The 15,611-nt window shown below is 71.5% G+C and carries 17 protein-coding genes; all 17 read right to left on the bottom strand.

Annotated features, from left to right (window positions below):
• Positions 1-70: 70 nt before the first annotated feature.
• The 17 genes from ACFY10_RS36600 to ACFY10_RS36680 all read right to left on the bottom strand — a co-directional run bounded on the left by ACFY10_RS36600 (position 71) and on the right by ACFY10_RS36680 (position 15,609).
• Positions 71-1,093, bottom strand: a complete 1,023-nt coding sequence (locus ACFY10_RS36600) for a LuxR C-terminal-related transcriptional regulator (protein ID WP_390669575.1) — start codon at positions 1,091-1,093, stop codon at positions 71-73.
• A gap of 146 nt (positions 1,094-1,239) precedes the next feature.
• Entirely contained in the window at positions 1,240-2,232 is a 993-nt protein-coding gene (locus ACFY10_RS36605) for a TauD/TfdA family dioxygenase (RefSeq protein WP_390669576.1), read from the bottom strand.
• Complete coding sequence (locus tag ACFY10_RS36610; RefSeq protein WP_390669577.1) at positions 2,229-3,335, bottom strand: aspartate kinase; 1,107 nt, start codon at positions 3,333-3,335, stop codon at positions 2,229-2,231. The genes ACFY10_RS36605 and ACFY10_RS36610 overlap by 4 nt, the downstream gene beginning before the upstream one ends.
• Complete coding sequence (locus ACFY10_RS36615; RefSeq protein ID WP_390669578.1) at positions 3,332-4,375, bottom strand: aspartate-semialdehyde dehydrogenase; 1,044 nt, start codon at positions 4,373-4,375, stop codon at positions 3,332-3,334. Before ACFY10_RS36615 ends, ACFY10_RS36610 begins: the two co-directional genes overlap by 4 nt.
• Positions 4,372-5,268, bottom strand: a complete 897-nt coding sequence (locus tag ACFY10_RS36620; RefSeq protein WP_390669775.1) for a DMT family transporter — start codon at positions 5,266-5,268, stop codon at positions 4,372-4,374. The genes ACFY10_RS36615 and ACFY10_RS36620 overlap by 4 nt, the downstream gene beginning before the upstream one ends.
• 90 nt (positions 5,269-5,358) lie before the next feature.
• On the bottom strand, positions 5,359-6,303 hold the full coding sequence (locus tag ACFY10_RS36625) for a transporter substrate-binding domain-containing protein (RefSeq protein ID WP_390669579.1): 945 nt from the start codon (positions 6,301-6,303) through the stop codon (positions 5,359-5,361).
• A complete protein-coding gene (locus tag ACFY10_RS36630; protein ID WP_390669580.1) occupies positions 6,300-6,479 on the bottom strand; it encodes a hypothetical protein in 180 nt (59 codons plus the stop codon). Before ACFY10_RS36630 ends, ACFY10_RS36625 begins: the two co-directional genes overlap by 4 nt.
• A complete protein-coding gene (locus ACFY10_RS36635; protein ID WP_390669581.1) occupies positions 6,476-7,753 on the bottom strand; it encodes a methylaspartate mutase in 1,278 nt (425 codons plus the stop codon). Before ACFY10_RS36635 ends, ACFY10_RS36630 begins: the two co-directional genes overlap by 4 nt.
• Complete coding sequence (locus ACFY10_RS36640) at positions 7,753-8,217, bottom strand: cobalamin B12-binding domain-containing protein (RefSeq protein ID WP_390669582.1); 465 nt, start codon at positions 8,215-8,217, stop codon at positions 7,753-7,755. The genes ACFY10_RS36635 and ACFY10_RS36640 overlap by 1 nt, the downstream gene beginning before the upstream one ends.
• An 84-nt stretch (positions 8,218-8,301) precedes the next feature.
• Complete coding sequence (locus ACFY10_RS36645) at positions 8,302-8,514, bottom strand: helix-turn-helix transcriptional regulator (RefSeq protein ID WP_390669583.1); 213 nt, start codon at positions 8,512-8,514, stop codon at positions 8,302-8,304.
• A gap of 16 nt (positions 8,515-8,530) precedes the next feature.
• Positions 8,531-9,892 carry an acetyl-CoA carboxylase biotin carboxylase subunit gene (gene accC / locus ACFY10_RS36650; protein ID WP_390669584.1) on the bottom strand — a complete coding sequence of 454 codons (1,362 nt, stop codon included), beginning with the start codon at positions 9,890-9,892 and terminating at the stop codon, positions 8,531-8,533.
• A gap of 18 nt (positions 9,893-9,910) precedes the next feature.
• The gene (accB, locus tag ACFY10_RS36655) at positions 9,911-10,411 is read right to left on the bottom strand and encodes an acetyl-CoA carboxylase biotin carboxyl carrier protein (protein WP_390669585.1); all 501 of its coding nucleotides are present in this window, start codon (positions 10,409-10,411) and stop codon (positions 9,911-9,913) included.
• Positions 10,401-12,107, bottom strand: coding sequence for an acetyl-CoA carboxylase carboxyltransferase subunit alpha (locus ACFY10_RS36660; RefSeq protein WP_390669586.1), 1,707 nt, complete (start codon positions 12,105-12,107; stop codon positions 10,401-10,403). The genes accB and ACFY10_RS36660 overlap by 11 nt, the downstream gene beginning before the upstream one ends.
• The gene (locus ACFY10_RS36665) at positions 12,104-12,598 is read right to left on the bottom strand and encodes a DUF4188 domain-containing protein (protein WP_390669588.1); all 495 of its coding nucleotides are present in this window, start codon (positions 12,596-12,598) and stop codon (positions 12,104-12,106) included. The genes ACFY10_RS36660 and ACFY10_RS36665 overlap by 4 nt, the downstream gene beginning before the upstream one ends.
• Before the next feature lie 19 nt (positions 12,599-12,617).
• Positions 12,618-14,033: an aldehyde dehydrogenase family protein gene (locus ACFY10_RS36670; RefSeq protein WP_390669589.1), complete on the bottom strand. Its 1,416-nt coding sequence runs from the start codon at positions 14,031-14,033 to the stop codon at positions 12,618-12,620.
• Complete coding sequence (locus ACFY10_RS36675; RefSeq protein ID WP_390669590.1) at positions 14,030-14,659, bottom strand: RNA polymerase sigma factor; 630 nt, start codon at positions 14,657-14,659, stop codon at positions 14,030-14,032. Before ACFY10_RS36675 ends, ACFY10_RS36670 begins: the two co-directional genes overlap by 4 nt.
• Positions 14,660-14,799: 140 nt before the next feature.
• Positions 14,800-15,609 carry a 4'-phosphopantetheinyl transferase family protein gene (locus ACFY10_RS36680; protein WP_390669591.1) on the bottom strand — a complete coding sequence of 270 codons (810 nt, stop codon included), beginning with the start codon at positions 15,607-15,609 and terminating at the stop codon, positions 14,800-14,802.
• Positions 15,610-15,611: the final 2 nt, after the last annotated feature.

Below are 15,611 nucleotides of genomic sequence, written 5' to 3' on the forward strand. Positions count from 1 at the left end.
TCCAGCGAATCACCGGGCGGGCGCGGGCGCCATGTCCCGGCGATGTCCCCTTGGGGACAGGCGACGTCAGCTAGCGGCCAACATCCCCGTTTTCATGGTTGTCACGGTTCTCGCGGCCGATTATCAGGCCTGCCTGGAATCGGCTGACCGCCCCCATTTCCTCCATGACCGCGGAGATGTGGCGGCGGCAGGTCCGGGTCGCCATGCCGAGCCTGCGCGCAATGACCTCGTCCTTCAGCCCGAGGGCCATGAGGCGAATGATGGAATGCCGTACTTCTTCGGCGACTTGCGGGTATTCGGCGGTCTGCTGGTCCACCTCGAAGGGGCGGCCGATCTGCCACACCGACTCGAAGGTGCGGGCCAGGTAGCCGACGACCGTCGGTTCGGTGATGACGGCGGCGCCGGGCGGCTGCCGGCCGGTGCGCTCCTTGGGGATGAAGGCGATCCTGCGGTCGTAGATGATGAGCCGCTCGGAGAGTTCGTCGACGGTGCGCACCTCGGCGCCCCGTCTGGTGATCTCCTGGACGTAGGTGCGGGTGGCGAGGCTGGTGCGGGCGGTGTGCTGGTAGAGGGTGCGCACGCGGACGCCCCTGCGCAGCAGTTCCAGGGTGTGTTCCCGGTCGGCCTCGAGGAGTTCGGGCGGGCGGCCGCCGCCGGACTGCAGGCTCATGCGCTCCTGGGTGCAGCCGTAGCGGGCGCGGTCGATCTCGCGGCGCACCTCCTCGACGTCGTCGAGGACGGTGATGGGTACGTCGGCCGGCGAGCCGCCCGGCCGGGCGCGGTAGTCGGCGGCGAGGGAGCGCAACTCCTCGTGGATCCGGCCGATTTCGCGTCGGCGCCGACCGATCTCCACCTCCAGCGGCGTGACCAGTTCGGCCTCGGCGACCTCGGGGTCCAGGGGGACGACGGGGCGCCCGGGGGCGCTCGGGCTGAGCAGGTGCAGATCCTGCAGGGACTTGCGTACCTCCTCGACGGCGGTGATGTCCGCACCCAGAGCGGCGGCGGTCTCCTCGTCGTCGAAGCGGCCCTTCTGCAGAGCCGTTTCGTAGGCCGTCACCGCAAGGTCGCCGAGAAGAGGAATCTCGTCCGTCAATTCCTCACCCCCCACCACTCACGAACCCCACGAAGTCGGCGCGTCGCCGCGCACTGCTCCTTGTCATTCCAGCCTAGGACCGAGTTCCCGGCCCGAACTCCCGTGCGGCGCGGGCCGGCTTGAGAGCGTTAGGTACGGGACCGCATTCAGTAATGAACGCGCCGGTCCTCGGGTGTGGCCCGGTAGCGCACGTTCCACAGGTTGCGGCGGATATAAGTGCGTTGGAGCCAGCGGTCGCGGCCGTCGTGACGTGCCCGGAAGGTGGAGCGCGCGTGGACGCCCTTGCGGTTGTTGATCAGCAGGGCCTGTCCCGGTTCCAGCCGTACGGCGTGGGCGACGGCCCGGCAGGCGTCCTGCAGCGCGTCCAGGGCGGTTTCGGCGCCGCGGGTGAGCGGGCGGGTGCCGTTGGCGGAGACGGTGATCTCCGGGAAGCGGGCGGCGCCGCTGAGGATGGGCACCGGTTCGGACAGCACCTCCTCCCCCACGCTGCGGGTGTAGCTGCCGGGAGCGTTGAGCCGGTACAGCGGGCTGCGCAGCGTTTCGACGAGCGGGTCCGGCAGGTGCCGGCACAGGTCGCGGGCGTCGGCGTAGTAGGTGAAGGCGTCGTTGGCGGCGGCGCCGCGCAGACAGTTGAGGACGAGGAAGTCCGGGTTGGCGACGTCGTAGCGGCCGGTGGTGTCGTAGGTGATGTCGCTGTGGAAGTTGAGGAAGACCGCGGAGCCCTGGTTGGTCTGCGCCCGCGCTCCCTCCGGTACCGGGACGACGTCGTGGACGAGCCGGCCGTCCTTCTCCGTGAGCACTCCGATCGGCTCGCCCAGCAGTCCGGTCAGGCCCAGCAGCACGCCTTCGGCGACGAAGCTGTCCTTGCCCACGCTCGGCTCACCGTCGACCGGGGTCGGCGGCAGGTCCGCGTCCAGCGGCAGATTGCGTACGAGCATCACGCCCGGGGAGTCGTTGTGCCGGCCGAAGTCCATGATCTGCTGCAGGAGTTCGGTGGGCAGGGCGGCGAAGATGCGGTGGTAGCGGGTCAGGGCCCGGTCGACGTCCGCGGTCGGGTCGGGCAGCAGACACAGCTCCGCACCGATGGTGTCGCGTACCCGGTCGGGCAGTTCGAGGTCGGCGAAGGTCAACGCGGTCACACTCCGGCGAGATGGGGTTGCTGCGCTGCGAGGTCCACGGCGGGCAGGTCGATGCGGTCGTGCAGGCGCTGCGCGACGTGCAGGGCGTCCTCGCCGCTCTCGGCGATGTGCGTGGTGACCTTGGAGCCGCGGATCTCGGCGACCGGGACGCCCACGTAGGTGCCGGGTTTGAGGTTCTGGCGGCGCTGCACGGCCTCCAGGTCGACGAAGCCGCCGACGACGGCGACCCATGGCTTCTCGGTCAGCCGTACGGTGTCGATGCCGGCCGCGTGGAAGACTCCGTGGGCGAGGTCGGCGCAGTCGTCGGAGTCGTAACCGAGCACCACGGAGCGCTGGTTGAAGACGATCGCCGCCATCTGGTCGCCCTCCCGGCTGATGGTCGTGCCGCGCGAGAACGGTGCCCGGTTGTAGCGGCAGACGATCTCGATGCCGTGCCGCAGAGCGAGCTGCACGGCCCGGCGGTGCAGCACCTTGGCGCCGTACAGGGACATCAGGGCGGCCATGTTGAAGGAGACCTTCGGCAGCAAACGTGCGCCGCGGACCAGGTGCGGGTCGGAGGTGTAGATGCCGTCGACGTCGGAGTGGATCTCGCAGGCGCTGCCGCCGACGGCGCGGGCGACGGCGATCGCCGACAGGTCGGAGCTGTTCTTGCCGAGCCAGGTCGGCCTGCCCTGCGCGTCGATCGCCTGTCCGCCGGGGACGACCACGACCTCGTACTCGGAGAGCGTCCGGTCGAGCGGCCCCGGGTCGGTCTCGATCACCCGTGCCCACAGGAACGACGAGTTGGTGGTGAGGCCGATCTGGTGACCGGCCAGCACGGTCGCGGTGCGTCCCCTGCGGTGCAGGGCGGTGGCGAGCAGATGGGCGCTGATGAGGTCGGCGGTGGCGAGCATGCCGGCCGGGGTGGCGTCGTCGGGGTGGGCGTTGACCTCGTGCAGCCGGCCCCGCAGTTGTTCGGTCTCCCCCTGCATGGCGCTGACCACGACGGCCAGCCGGCGGCCCTCGCGCTCCAGCCTGGCCTCGAGGCCGGCCGCGAGCTTGTCGTAGGCGGCATGGGTACGGAAGGTGGAGCCGCCGAACTTCAGAATGGCAGCGTCGCTCACAGCAACCCCCGGTCGAGAACGGTCTCGGCGATCTGTACGGCGTTCAGGGCGGCCCCGATCCGCAGGTTGTCGGCGACCAGCCAGAGCCAGAAGCCGCGCGGGTTGTGCGGGGCCACGCGTACCCGGCCGACGTGGACGTGGTCCGGGTTGCCCGCGGTCAGCGGGGTCGGGAAGCGGCCCGGGGTGTCCTGGTCGTGGACGGTGACCTCGGGCAGGGCGGCGAGCCGGTCGATCAGCTCGGCGCGGTCGACGGGGGCGGCGGCCTCCACCCACACCGCCTCGGAGTGCGAGTTGACGACCGGGACGCGTACGCAGGTGGTGGTGACGTCGAGGTGGGGCAGGCCGAGGATCTTGCGGGACTCCTGGAGCATCTTCTGCTCCTCCATGGTGAACCCGGAGTCCAGGAGCCGGTCGATGAACGGTACGACGTTGAAGGCGAGCGGTGCGGTGAAGCGTTCCGCGGGCAGTTCGGCGTCGGGGTCGTGCAGGGCGAGTTCGCTGCCCTCCTGGAGTTCCTCGATGCCGTGCTGCCCCTGGCCGGAGGCCGCCTGGTACGTGCTGACGACCGCCTGCCGTATCCCCCACCGCTGCTCCACGGTCTGCAGCAGGCGCACCAGCGGGATGGTGGAGCAGTTGGGGTTGGCGATGATGCCGCTCGCCGGGCGGCCGGTGAGCACGTCCGCGTTGACCTGCGGGACGACCAGTGGGGTGTCCGGGTCCATGCGGAAGGCGTTGGTGTTGTCGATGACCAGCGCGCCCTGCGCGGCGGCCGGGCGGGCCCATTTCTGGCTGACGGACGTACCGGCGGAGAAGAACGCGATGTCGACGTCCGAGAAGTCGAAGCCGTCGAGGTCCTCCACCGTGCAGGTACGCCCGTCGACCTCCATCTGCCGCCCCGCCGAACGCGCGGACGCGGCGAGCCGCACGCCTTTGTGGCGCAGGTGCCGTGTCTCGATCAGCTCGACGAGGGTGTGGCCGACCGCTCCTGTCGCGCCGACGAGGGCGATGCTCGGCGCCTTGCTGTCGCTGACGAAGGTCATCGGGGTTCTCCGATCCGGGTGAGCGCGGGTGCCGCCGCCTGGTCCCCGGGCGTGCGGCGGCCGGCCGGCAGCAGCCGCCAGCCGAGGTTCACGCCGAGGCCCGCCACGACGATCAGCGGGACGCCCAGGGCCTGCAGGAGCGTGATGTGGTGCCCGTACACGGTGAAGTCGGCGAGGATGGCCACCGCCGGGTAGACGAAGGACAGGACCGCGATCTTCGCGGTGGGCAGCTTCTGGTACGAGGCGTACAGCAGGATGTACATCACGCAGGTGTGGATCACGCCGAGCCCGACCAGCCAGGCCCAGTCGGCGCCGAGGCCGGCGGTCTTGCCCAGCGCCGTGAACGGCAGCAGCAGCGGGATGCCGACCAACACCTGGGTGAGCGCGGTCAGTTCGGGGCGTACGGACTTCAGGTGCTTGGCGATGACGGTGGCGAAGGCGTACAGCAGCGCGGCGAGCAGTGCCTGGCCGACGCCCAGGAAGTAGGCGTCGCCCTTCTTGCCGTCGGCCGAGGTGAGGTCGGCGACGAGGAGCACGCCCAGGAAGGCGAGCACGATCCAGCCGGCCTGGTGCCGGTTGAGCTTCTCCTTGAAGAGGACCAGGCCCAGGATCACGACGTAGAACGGCTGGGTGTGGTAGACGACCGTCGCCACCGAGATCGACGTCTTGGTGTAACTGCTGAACAGCAGCACCCAGTTGAAGACGATGCACACACCGCCCAGGACCGCGAGGGCGAAGGTGCGGCGGGTGAAGTTGTGGTTCCTGAACAGGCCGCGGGCCAGGCAGTACGCGGCGAGGGCGACCGCGCCGAAGACGCAGCGGAAGAAGACCACGTTGAAGCTGGGCTGGCCGGACTCGACGACGAAGACGCCGAGGGTGCCCGACAGGACCATGGCCGCGGTGAGTTCGACGGCTCCTCTGGTCTGCTGCTGACGGCTGGGGGTGCTCACAGTCGGTACCTCTTCTCCGGGTGGATCCGCGGCTCAGTGCAGGGGCACGGCGTAGTGCAGACCTCCTCTGGTCCACAGCTCGTTGGGGCCGCGCGGCACGTCGAGGCCGGAGGCCCGGCCCAGGTTGCGTTCGTACAGGTCGGCGTAGCTGCCCACGGCGTCGAGGACGCGGGCCGCCCACCGTTCGTCGAGGCCGGCGGCGGGTCCGTGCCGTCCGGCCTGGCGGGCGACGGCGTCGCGGCCGGCGCCGCCGCTGCGGTGGCTCTCGTACTCGGCGGCGAACAGGAGCTGGAGCACCCAGCGGCAGATGCGGAACCAGCCGGGGTCGTCGTCGCGGACGACGGCGGCCATGGGCTCGCGGGAGATCTCGGCGGGCAGGATCCGGTGCGCCCCGGGGTCGGGGAGCGTACGTCTCGCCCCCGCGAGGGCCACCTTGTCCAGTACGTACGCGGCGCACTCGCCGGAGGCGTAGGCGTGCAGCGCGTCGGCGGGGCGGTCGAAGGGCACGGGCTCGACGGCAAGGCCCCGCGGCCGGTACCAGGCGGTCAGGTTGGCCGGTGAGGTGGAGCCGGCGTGTACGGCCAGGCGCCTGCCCGCGAGGTGGACGGGGTCGTCGGGACCGGAGTCCGCGGGGACGAGGAAGCCCTCGCCGTCGTAGCAGGTGACCCCGGCGAAGAGGAGTCCGTGCGCGGCCTCGCGGCCCATGGTCCAGCTGACGTTGCAGACCGTCAGGTCGGCCTGTCCGGCGGCGAGTCGGCTGAGCCGGGCGGCGGATCCTGCGGGGTGCCAGTCGACGGCTTCGGGGTCGTCCAGTACGGCGGCGGCGATCGCGCGCGCGATGTCCGCGTCGAGGCCGCTCCACCGGCCGTCGGCCGCGCACAGCGAGAGCCCGGGCTGCCCCTGTGAGACCAGGGCGCGCACGGCTCCGTGCGCGCGCACGGCGGCCAGGGTGCCGGCACGGGCCGTGCGGGCGGTCATGCGGCGCTCCGCAGCAGCGAACCGACCGGGTGCTCGTGGTCGTAACGGCGCCGGGTGCAGGCGGGCAGCACGGCGCACACCGCATCGGCGTAGCGCACGGAGAGACCGGACCGGCCGCCAGAGCCCCGGGCGCCCAGCCCGGCCAAAGGGTCGGCGACGACCGCGCGGGCCCTCATGCCGCGCTCCGCAGCAGCGAACCGACCATGTCCTCGCGGTCGTAACGGCGTTCGTTGTAGGCGAGCATGGTGGTCAGACGGTCCGCCGTCAGTGGGGAGGTGCCTACGGCGTCGGTGTCGCGGACCGTGACCGGCATGCCGCCAGCCCTCGACCAACTCAGCAGGCCCTGCTCGTCGATGACGGCGCGGGCGGCGCCCGCGTTGTCACGGTGCAGGCAGTACGGCACGTCGAGGACGCCCCGGGCGAAGGCGGTGACCAGCGCGGAGCCGACCGTGCGGCCGAGTTCCAGGGTGGCGCCGATCAGGGTGCGGGCCTCGGTGAGCAGGCCGGTGTCGGTGGGCGGCGGGCAGTTGGTGTCGGCGCAGTCGGCGGCGGCCTGCCGGGCGACGGCATCGGCGAACTCGAGGGCCTCGGCGTTCTCCTCGATCGCGGGGATACGGCGGGCCTCGGCGGGCGTCTTGACGATGAGGCGCTCGGTGCCGCTGTGCACGGCGAGGCGGACGCTGTCCTCGAGGAGCCGGTAGGAGCCGATGGGGGTGCGCGGGAAGACGCCCATGTAGGTGTACAACGTGACATGCCACTGGACGCCGGGAAGGTGCTCGCCGGCAAGCTCGCGCAGGGCGGCCAGGGCCTCCATGTCCTGTCCCAGGTGCACCTGTTGGGCGTAGCTGAGGGAGATCGAGCGCAGCCCGTGCTCGTGGAAGAACATCGCCTCCAGGACGCTCAGTGCGACCAGCAGGGAGGGCGGGCAGAGCTGGCCGAGCATGCAGCCGCCGAAGGTCTCCAGGTGCATGGGGTCGGGGGCGCCGGCGGCGAGTTCGCTGCAGCGGGCCCAGTTGTCGGCGGCCTCGGGGAGGGGGACACGGCCGTAGGGCAGGCAGTACGACACCGGGCCGCCCTCGGTGGCGTCGACGCCCGCGGCGACCATGGTGCGGAACAGGTCGAGGGGCAGCGGCGAGCCGTGCCGTACCTGGACCGGGAAGGCGTCCCCGGACACCTCCCGCAGGAGGTCCCGCACGGCTCCGGCGCCGTGGGCGAGCAGCGGGAAGCCGTTGAGGTCGGCTCCCTCGCGCAGGGCGCGGCGGGCCGAGGCGTAGTCGCCGACCCGGGTGTAGCTGTCGAGGGTGATGGTGCCGACCGTGGTGGCCCGGCAGTCGCGCACCGCGGTCAACCCGGCCCGCATCCGGGCGAGTTCGCCGAAGCCCATGCGCGGCTGGACGACGAGCCGGCCCGCCGCGGTCGCCGTGCGGACGAAGTCGGCGAACCGGGGCATCAGTGCGGCGCTCCGACGACGAGGGGTTCCTGGACGGCCACCGTCTCGGCCAGCGTGGCGAGGAAGTCGCCGAAGGCGGCGAGGGTGCGGCCGGCCGGTTCCTGCGACTCGTTGAACACGGCGTCGAAACCGGCGTCGAGCAGCCGTCGGCTCTCCTCGTGGTCCGCCCCGCGCACCCCCAGCTTGCCGCCGATGACGACGGGCAGGGCCGCCAGTTCGGGGTCGCGGCGCAGGGCGCGGATCAGGCGCAGCCCGTCGAGGTGGCCGTGGCCGTTGACGGTGCTCAGCACGAGGAGATCGGGGCGGTCGGCGCCGCGGCAGGCGTCCATGACGGTCCCGTCCGGCGGGCACACTCCGAGGTTGGTCACCTCGTGCCCGGCCTCTTCGAGGAGGAGCTGGAGATAGACCAGATTCCACATGTGCGCGTCTGAGGAGACGCTGGATACGACGATTCGCAGAGACATACCTTCACTCTTGGATTCGCCCGGGGAAATGTACAGGAGCCACCGAACGGATTTCCCGGGCCGGCGACCAAGAATTTCCATACGTCAGCTGTCCGGAGTGTCCGAGGTGCCGAGCAGACCCAGCCGGGTGGCCGAAACACCCAGCTGAAAGCGGGTTCTCACACCCAGCTTGGTGCACATTCCGGCCAGATAACGGCGCAGCGTGCGGGTGGAGACGCCCAGGCTGCGGGAAATGAATTCGTCGGACCTGCCGCATTCCAGCTGCCGCAGTATCGCCACTTCGATGTCGGCGAACACGTCCGCCTCCGGGTCTCTACAGGGCGAAGTGCCGTTCCAGGAAATCCGTGGCAACTCCCCCGCGGCGGAACTCCGGGTGGCCGAGTATCTCCTGGTGCATGGGGATCGTGGTGTGCACGCCGGGGCCCGACACCTCGAACTCCGACAGGGCGCGCAGGGCCCGGTCCAGGCAGGTGGCGCGGTCGGGGCCCCAGACGATGAGCTTGCCGATCATCGAGTCGTAGTAGGGGCTGACCCGGGAGCCGGGCACGTAGTCGGTGTCGACGCGCACCCAGGGGCCGCCCGGGGTGCGGTAGTTCTCCAGCAGGCCGGGCGTCGGCGCGAAGCCGCGGTCGGGGTCCTCGGCGTTGATCCGGCACTCGACGGCGTGGCCGCGGATCTCGATGTCCTCCTGCTTGACGGTGAGCGGGGAGCCGGAGGCCACGCGCAGCTGCTCGCTCACCAGGTCCACGCCGGTGACCAGTTCGGTGACCGGGTGCTCGACCTGGATGCGCGCGTTCATCTCCATGAACCAGAAGGCGTTCTGCGCCTCCGGGTCCACCTCCAGCAGGAACTCAACGGTGCCGGCACCCCGGTAGCCGACCGCGCGCGCCCCGGCGACGGCCGCCGCGCCGAGCCTGGCCCGCAGTTCGGGCGGGATGCCGGGGCCGGGCGACTCCTCCACCAGTTTCTGGTGGCGGCGCTGTACGGAGCAGTCGCGTTCGCCGAGGTGGACGGCGCCGTCGAAGTCGTCGCACAGGACCTGGATCTCGATGTGCCGGGTGCGGGTGAGGTAGCGCTCGATGTAGACGGCGCTGTTCTTGAACACCGCCTGGGCGTTCGCCCGGGTGGTGGTGTAGGCGTCGCGCAGGTCCTGCGGCCTGCGTACGACCGTGATGCCGCGGCCTCCCCCGCCCGCCGCGGCCTTGATGATCACCGGGTAGCCGATGTCCCGCGCGATCTCCTCGGCGGCCTCGACCGAGTCGACGGGCTCGGTCGTACCGGGGAGCAGCGGGAGCCCCGCGGCCGTCATCAGCTTCCGGGCCGTGGCCTTGTCGCCGACGTTCTCCATCACGTCCGGCGGCGGTCCGATGAAGGTGATGCCGTCGTCCGCGCAGATCTCGGCGAAGTAGGGGTCCTCGGAGAGGAATCCGTAGCCGGGGTGGATGGCCTCGGCACCGGTCTTCACGGCGGCGCCGATGATGTTGGGGATGTTGAGGTAGCTGCGGGTGGGCGCGCCGGGACCGATGTGCACGGCCTCGTCGGCGGCCTTCACGAACTGGGCGTCGGCGTCCGGGGTGGAGTACACGGCGACCGTACGGACCCCGAGGTCGCGGCAGGTCCGGATGATCCTGAGCGCGATCTCGCCGCGGTTGGCGATGAGCACCTTGTCGAACATGTCGTCGTCCGCCTCGTCTCAGCCGGCCGGGACGAGGTCGATGAGCGGCTGCGCGTACTCGACGACGTCCCCGTCCTGTACGTGGATGGCGTGCACGGTGCCCTTGACCTCGGCGGTGATGGAGTTGAGCAGCTTCATCGCCTCGATGATGGCCAGCTGCTGCCCGGCCTCCACGGTGTCGCCGACCTTGACGAAGGGCTCGGCACCCGGGGAGGAGGCCTGGTAGTAGGTGCCGACGAGGGGCGCGGAGACGCGTACCAGGTCGGCGGGGGCGGTGTCCGGCTCCATCGGGGCCGCGGCCACGGCCACGGGGGCCGCCTGAGCTGCCGGAGCGGCCGGAGCCGCCTGCACAGGCGCGTTCTCCCACTCCACGTCCACGCTGAGGGCGCCGGCCCGCAGGGTGATCCGCCGCAGTGTGCCGGGGAGTTCACCGGCGAGCCGCAGGGTGTGGGACCGCAGTTCCTCCACCGTCATGTCGGTGCTTTCCTCGGTTTTGGAGGTGGTCACCTCAGTGCTCATCGTGCGTCTCCCAGTCCACTACGGGCTGCAGTTGGGGGTCCCCGAAGCGGTCGTACCGCCTCCGTCGGGCGTCGACGAGCTGCTCGCCGGAGAGGTCGAGCAGCGGGGCGAGGGTCCGCGCGAGGGCGCTCTTGACCGTCAGCGCGGTGGTGTGGGGGGCGGTGTGGGCGCCGTCCGGCGGTTCGGGGACGATGCCGTCGACCACGCCGAGGCGGAGCAGTTCGGAGGCGGTCAGGCGCAGGGCGTCGGCCGCACGGCCCGCGTGTTCGGCCGTACCGAAGAGGATCGTGGAGCAGCCTTCGGGGCTGATGACCGAGTAGTAGGCGTTCTCCAGGATCAGCACGGCGTCGGCGACGCCGAGGGCGAGCGCGCCGCCACTGCCGCCCTCGCCGGTGACGACGGAGACGACCGGGACGCGCAGCCGGGACAGTTCGAGGATGCACTCGGCGATGGCCACGCTCTGGCCGCGTTCCTCGGCACCGATGCCGGGAAAGGCACCGGGCGTGTCGATGAACGCGATCACCGGCAGTCCGAACCGGTCGGCGAACCGCATCAGCCTGAGCGCCTTGCGGTACCCCTCGGGGTTCGGCATGCCGAAGTTGCTGCGTACCAGCTCGGCCGTGTCGTGGCCCTTTTGATGCCCGAGGACGACGACGCTCTGCCCACCGAACCGGGCGAGCCCGCCGACCAGCGCCGCGTCGTCACCGAAGGCACGGTCGCCGTGCAGGCCGACGAAGTCGTCGAAGACGTACCCGATGTACTCCAGGGTGGTGGGCCGCTGGATGTCACGGGCGAGGGCGACGGTCTCGCGGGTGGTGCGGACGGTGGCCACCGGGTGCCCGAGCACCGAGTCCTCGGATCCTTCGGGGAGTTCGGGAACGGACGGGCCCAGCAGGGCCAGCAGTCGTGCCAGCTGCTCCCGCTGGCTCTCCCGCGGTACGACGGCGTCGATCATTCCGTGTTCGAGGAGGAACTCGGCGCTCTGGAAGCCGGCCGGCAGCTCCTGGCGGATGGTGTTGCGGATGACCTGGGGTCCGGCGAAGCCGAGGAGGCTGCCGGGCTCGGCGAGGACGACGTCGCCGAGCATCGCGAAGGAGGCGCTGACCCCGCCGAAGGTCGGGTCGGTGTTGAGGTTGATCACCGGCAGCCGGGCCTCGCGCAGGGCGGCGATCCACTGGGAGGTCTTGGCCATCTGCATCAGCGACAGCGCGCCCTCCTGCATCCGGGCCCCGCCGGAGGCGGCGATCAGGAGCAGCGGCAGCCGTTCGGCGAGGGCGGTGCGGGCCGCGGCGGCGACGGTCTCGCCGACGACGGTGCCCATGCTGCCGCCCATGAAGGTGAAGTCGAGTACGGCCACGACCAGTTGGCGTCCGTGCACGCTCATCCGACCGGCGAGCACCGCGTCCTGCCGTCCCGTCCGGGCCTGGGCGTCGCGCAGGCGGTCGGGGTACGGCTTGCTGTCGCGGAAGCCGAGCAGATCGCGCGGCGCATACCTGTCGGGGAACGCCTCGAAGCTGCCGGCGTCGGCGAGTTGAGCGATCCGTACGTCCGGTGGGATACGGAAGTGGAACTGGCACTCGGGGCACACCTTGCGGTTGCGGTCGAGTCGTTTGCCGTAGATGTACGCGCCGCAGGACGCGCACCGGCGCCACTGGACGTCCTGTCCGGCCCGGATGGGCCCTGGTGTGGTGGTCACGTTGTGCTCCGCTCTTGTCGGCTGCCGCTGCCGCGCTCACGCGGCACCGGTACGGCCCGCTGGGGCCGGCTCTCGGTGGCCTCGGCGATGCCGAACGGCGGCATGTTGCGGTAGACGGTGTGCATGCGCGCCGGGTCGACGACGTACGCCTCGTGGTAGATGCCGACCGCCCCGTTGTCGGCGACGGTGCGGTTGAAGCGGCCCCAGGCGGGCCGGTGGGCGGCGTTCGTGTCGTGCGCGTACGCCATCAGCTCGTCCATGGAGCGCCAGTACTGGATCACCACCACCGTGCGGCCGATCCAGGTGCGGGCGGCCAGAAAGCCGTACTCCTTCTGCTTGTTGAGCTCGATCAGCATCGGGACCATCGCCATGAAGGACGGCAGCCAGCGGTGCACCTTCCAGAAGCTGTTGATCCGCATGCCGATGAGGAACACGACGGTTCCCTCGGGCGGGTCCGCCACCTGGGGCACTAGCTCGACCTTGGCTGCCACGAAGTCTCCTCGGAGAGGCTCAGAAGGGGTACGTGCGCGGTGGTGTGCTGGTGGTGAGGGTGTGCCAGCGGGTGAACGCCTCCAGGCTCGCGCGCCCGCCGAAGCCGGAGCCGTTGCCGGAGGCGCCGATGCCGCCGAAGGGCAGGGCGGCGTCCTGGACGACGGTCTGATCGCCGATGTGGGTTACTCCGCAACGAAGTTGACGGCCGATCGCTTCTCCGCGCGCCGTGTCGCCGGTGTAGACGGCGGCCGTCAGGCCGTGGTCGCTGGTGTTGGCGAGGCGGACGGCCTCCGCGTCATCCGCGAAGGCGGTGACGGTGGCGACCGGCCCGAAGACCTCGGTGTGGAAGACGTCCATCTGCTCGGTGACGTCCGCGAGGACGGTCGGCGGGTAGTACGGCGGCTGCGGGCGCCCTCCGGTGACCAGGCGGGCGCCCTGGGCGACGGCCTGTTCGACGGCGTTCGCGATTGTCGTGAGCTGGCGCCGGTCGATGACCGGGCCGATCTGGGCGTCCAAGCGGTACGGGTCGCCCACGCGCAGGGCGGCCGCGTGCCGTGCGAACGCCTCCGTGTACTCCTCGAGGATCGACCGATGCACGAGGTGGCGGCGCGCGGACATGCAGATCTGCCCCTGGTGCAGGAAGGAGCCCCAGGCCCCGGCCGCCGCCGCCTGCTCCACATCGACGTCGTCGAGGACCACGAAGGCGTTCTGGCCGCCGAGTTCGAGCACGACCCGCTTCAGCAGCCGCCCGCAGACTGCACCGATCTCGCGGCCCACCTCGGTCGACCCGGTGAACGACACCATGGCCACGTCGGGCGCCTGGACGAGGGCCGAGCCGGCCTCCGCGTCGCCGTGCACGACCTCCAGCACGTTCGGCGGCAGCCCCGCGTCGGCGAACGCCTCGACGAAGAGACGGCCGCCGCTGAGCGGGGTGTGCGGGTCGGGCTTGAGGAGCACGGTGTTGCCGAGGGCGAGCGCGGGGCCCAGGGAGCGGGCCGCGAGCAGCAACGGGAAGTTCCAGGGCACGATCACTCCGACCACGCCCAGCGGGACGCGGGTCACCTCTGCCGCGCGCTCGGGGTCGTCGGCGGGCGGGTGCGGCAGCCCGGGGTGGCGGGCCAGCCGGGCACCGTGCCGCAACTCCTGGGCGGCCTGGTGGACTTCGAAGTACGCCTTGCCGGGGATGGCCCCGCCCTCCCGCACCAGCAGCTCCTGGGCCTGCTCCGCCCGTTGGACCAGCAGGTCGGCGGCGCGTTCGACGATCGTGGCGCGTTCCTCGGCGGGGGTGGCCGCCCAGGCGGGGGCTGCGGCACCGGCGCGGCGGGCGGCGGAGGTGACGCGGTCGGGGGTGGACAGCTCGACGGTGCCGAGCGGTTCGCCGGTGGTGATCTCCCGGCTGACCAGCCGGGTCTCGGACGCGGTGAGGGCGGTCACCTGGGCACCTCGGTTTCGGTTGCGTCGTGCGTGCGTACGGGGCAGCGGGCGCAGTCGTCCTCGAGGGCGGCCGGCGTGCCGTCCCGGTCGAGGGCGCGCCGCAGCCGGCGCAGACAGCGGGTACGGATCGGGCCGACCGAGCTCACCGGCATGGACAGCGCGTCGGCGATCTCCTGGTAGGAGGCCGGTGGGTCCTGCAGGGCCCGCAGCAGGAGCTCGCGGCACTGGTCGGAGAGGCTGTCGAGGGCGCGCAGCACCTCCTGGCCGCGGTCGGCGCGCAGGGTGATCTGTTCCGGGCTCTCGTGGTGGTCGAGGAGATGCTCCAGCGTCGCGCTGTCGCCGACCATGACCAGGCGCCGGTCGCGGGTGGCCGCCTTGATGGCCTCGCGGCGGGCGACGGTGGCGAGCCAGTCGCCGAGCCGGTCGGGGTCGCGGATGCGGTCGGCGTTCTGCATCAGCCGGAACCAGGTCAGCTGGCGCACGTCCTCGGCGTCGACCCGGCTCACCCGGTGGCTGCGGGCCACCGACCAGACCAGCCGGCCGAACCGGCCGACGGTCTCGTCCCAGGCCTCCGCCTCCCCACGGGCACAGCCCGCGAGCAGCTCCGCGTTCCCCTTCGCCGGCATCGCTCGTCCTCCGTCTGCGACCACCCGCACGGCAGCGGGCTCCGGCTTCCATGCAACACAGCGGGCGTTACGGCCGGAAACCGATGACGGCGTCAGGTAGCGGTCAGACCAGGAGTGGACAGCGTGGAGTGGGCAGTTGCTCATCGGAGGCCGCCCGCAAGGGATGCCGGCAGCAGCTCGGCCATGGCCGAACGCAGCCGTACGGGGATCGGCCCGGGTTCGTCCTCGCTGGCCCGGATGGCGATGCCGAGCGCGAACCGGTCCCACACCTGCAGCACCTGGATCTGCCACAACGGCCGTTCCTGCTGCGGGATCTCATCATCCACGACGGCCAGCCCGCCGCCCCTGAGCCGGTGTACGGAGAAGGCGTCGAAGCCGCGGGCCATGCCCATGCCAGTGGCCTTGGTGTACGCCTCCTTGGCCACCCAGGAGTCCGCGAAGGCGTGCCCCTGCTGGTCCTCCCGGTCCCGGCGCAGCACCTCCTGCTCCAGCGGGGTGAAGACCTTCGGCGCGAACTGGAGGGCCTCGGGGCGGGCCGGGGTGTTCTCGGCGTCGACCCCCGCGGTACGGCCGCGCACCACGATCGCGGCGATCAGCCCGTTGGTGTGGGTGATGTTGAAGTCGAGCCCCCAGTCGGCTCCTTGGACGGACGGCCGCCCGAACCGGCCCTTGTCGAACCGCCACTCCCCCGGCGCCATGTCGGCGTACTGCGACAGGACCTGCCGCGACAGCAGCCGGGCGCCGAGGAAACGGGTGCGGGCGGCAGGGAAGAGCAGCCGGTCGTGCCGGGCCCGCTCCTCCTCGGTGAGCAGTTCGAGGCCGCCGGTCGCCTCGGCGAACCGTTCCACGTCCTCCTCGGCGAGGAGCCACACGTCGGCGCCTTCGGCCAGCGGGTCGTCGGCCGGCTCCCACTCCCGCGACAGGTCGGGGGCCTCCTCGGTCGCACGCATCT

Origin of the sequence: Streptomyces sp. NPDC001401 (genome assembly GCF_042895385.1) — a bacterium.
GTDB lineage: Bacteria > Actinomycetota > Actinomycetes > Streptomycetales > Streptomycetaceae > Streptomyces.

Bases quoted from the DNA above. Each gene is read 5' to 3' on its own strand.
- ACFY10_RS36615 (WP_390669578.1), bottom strand. From the start codon at position 4,375: ATGACCTTCGTCAGCGACAGCAAGGCGCCGAGCATCGCCCTCGTCGGC.
- ACFY10_RS36620 (WP_390669775.1), bottom strand. From the start codon at position 5,268: ATGGTCCTGTCGGGCACCCTCGGCGTCTTCGTCGTCGAGTCCGGCCAG.
- ACFY10_RS36625 (WP_390669579.1), bottom strand. From the start codon at position 6,303: ATGACCGCCCGCACGGCCCGTGCCGGCACCCTGGCCGCCGTGCGCGCG.
- ACFY10_RS36630 (WP_390669580.1), bottom strand. From the start codon at position 6,479: ATGAGGGCCCGCGCGGTCGTCGCCGACCCTTTGGCCGGGCTGGGCGCC.
- ACFY10_RS36635 (WP_390669581.1), bottom strand. From the start codon at position 7,753: ATGCCCCGGTTCGCCGACTTCGTCCGCACGGCGACCGCGGCGGGCCGG.
- ACFY10_RS36640 (WP_390669582.1), bottom strand. From the start codon at position 8,217: ATGTCTCTGCGAATCGTCGTATCCAGCGTCTCCTCAGACGCGCACATG.
- accC (WP_390669584.1), bottom strand. From the start codon at position 9,892: ATGTTCGACAAGGTGCTCATCGCCAACCGCGGCGAGATCGCGCTCAGG.
- accB (WP_390669585.1), bottom strand. From the start codon at position 10,411: ATGAGCACTGAGGTGACCACCTCCAAAACCGAGGAAAGCACCGACATG.
- ACFY10_RS36675 (WP_390669590.1), bottom strand. From the start codon at position 14,659: ATGCCGGCGAAGGGGAACGCGGAGCTGCTCGCGGGCTGTGCCCGTGGG.
- ACFY10_RS36680 (WP_390669591.1), bottom strand. From the start codon at position 15,609: ATGCGTGCGACCGAGGAGGCCCCCGACCTGTCGCGGGAGTGGGAGCCG.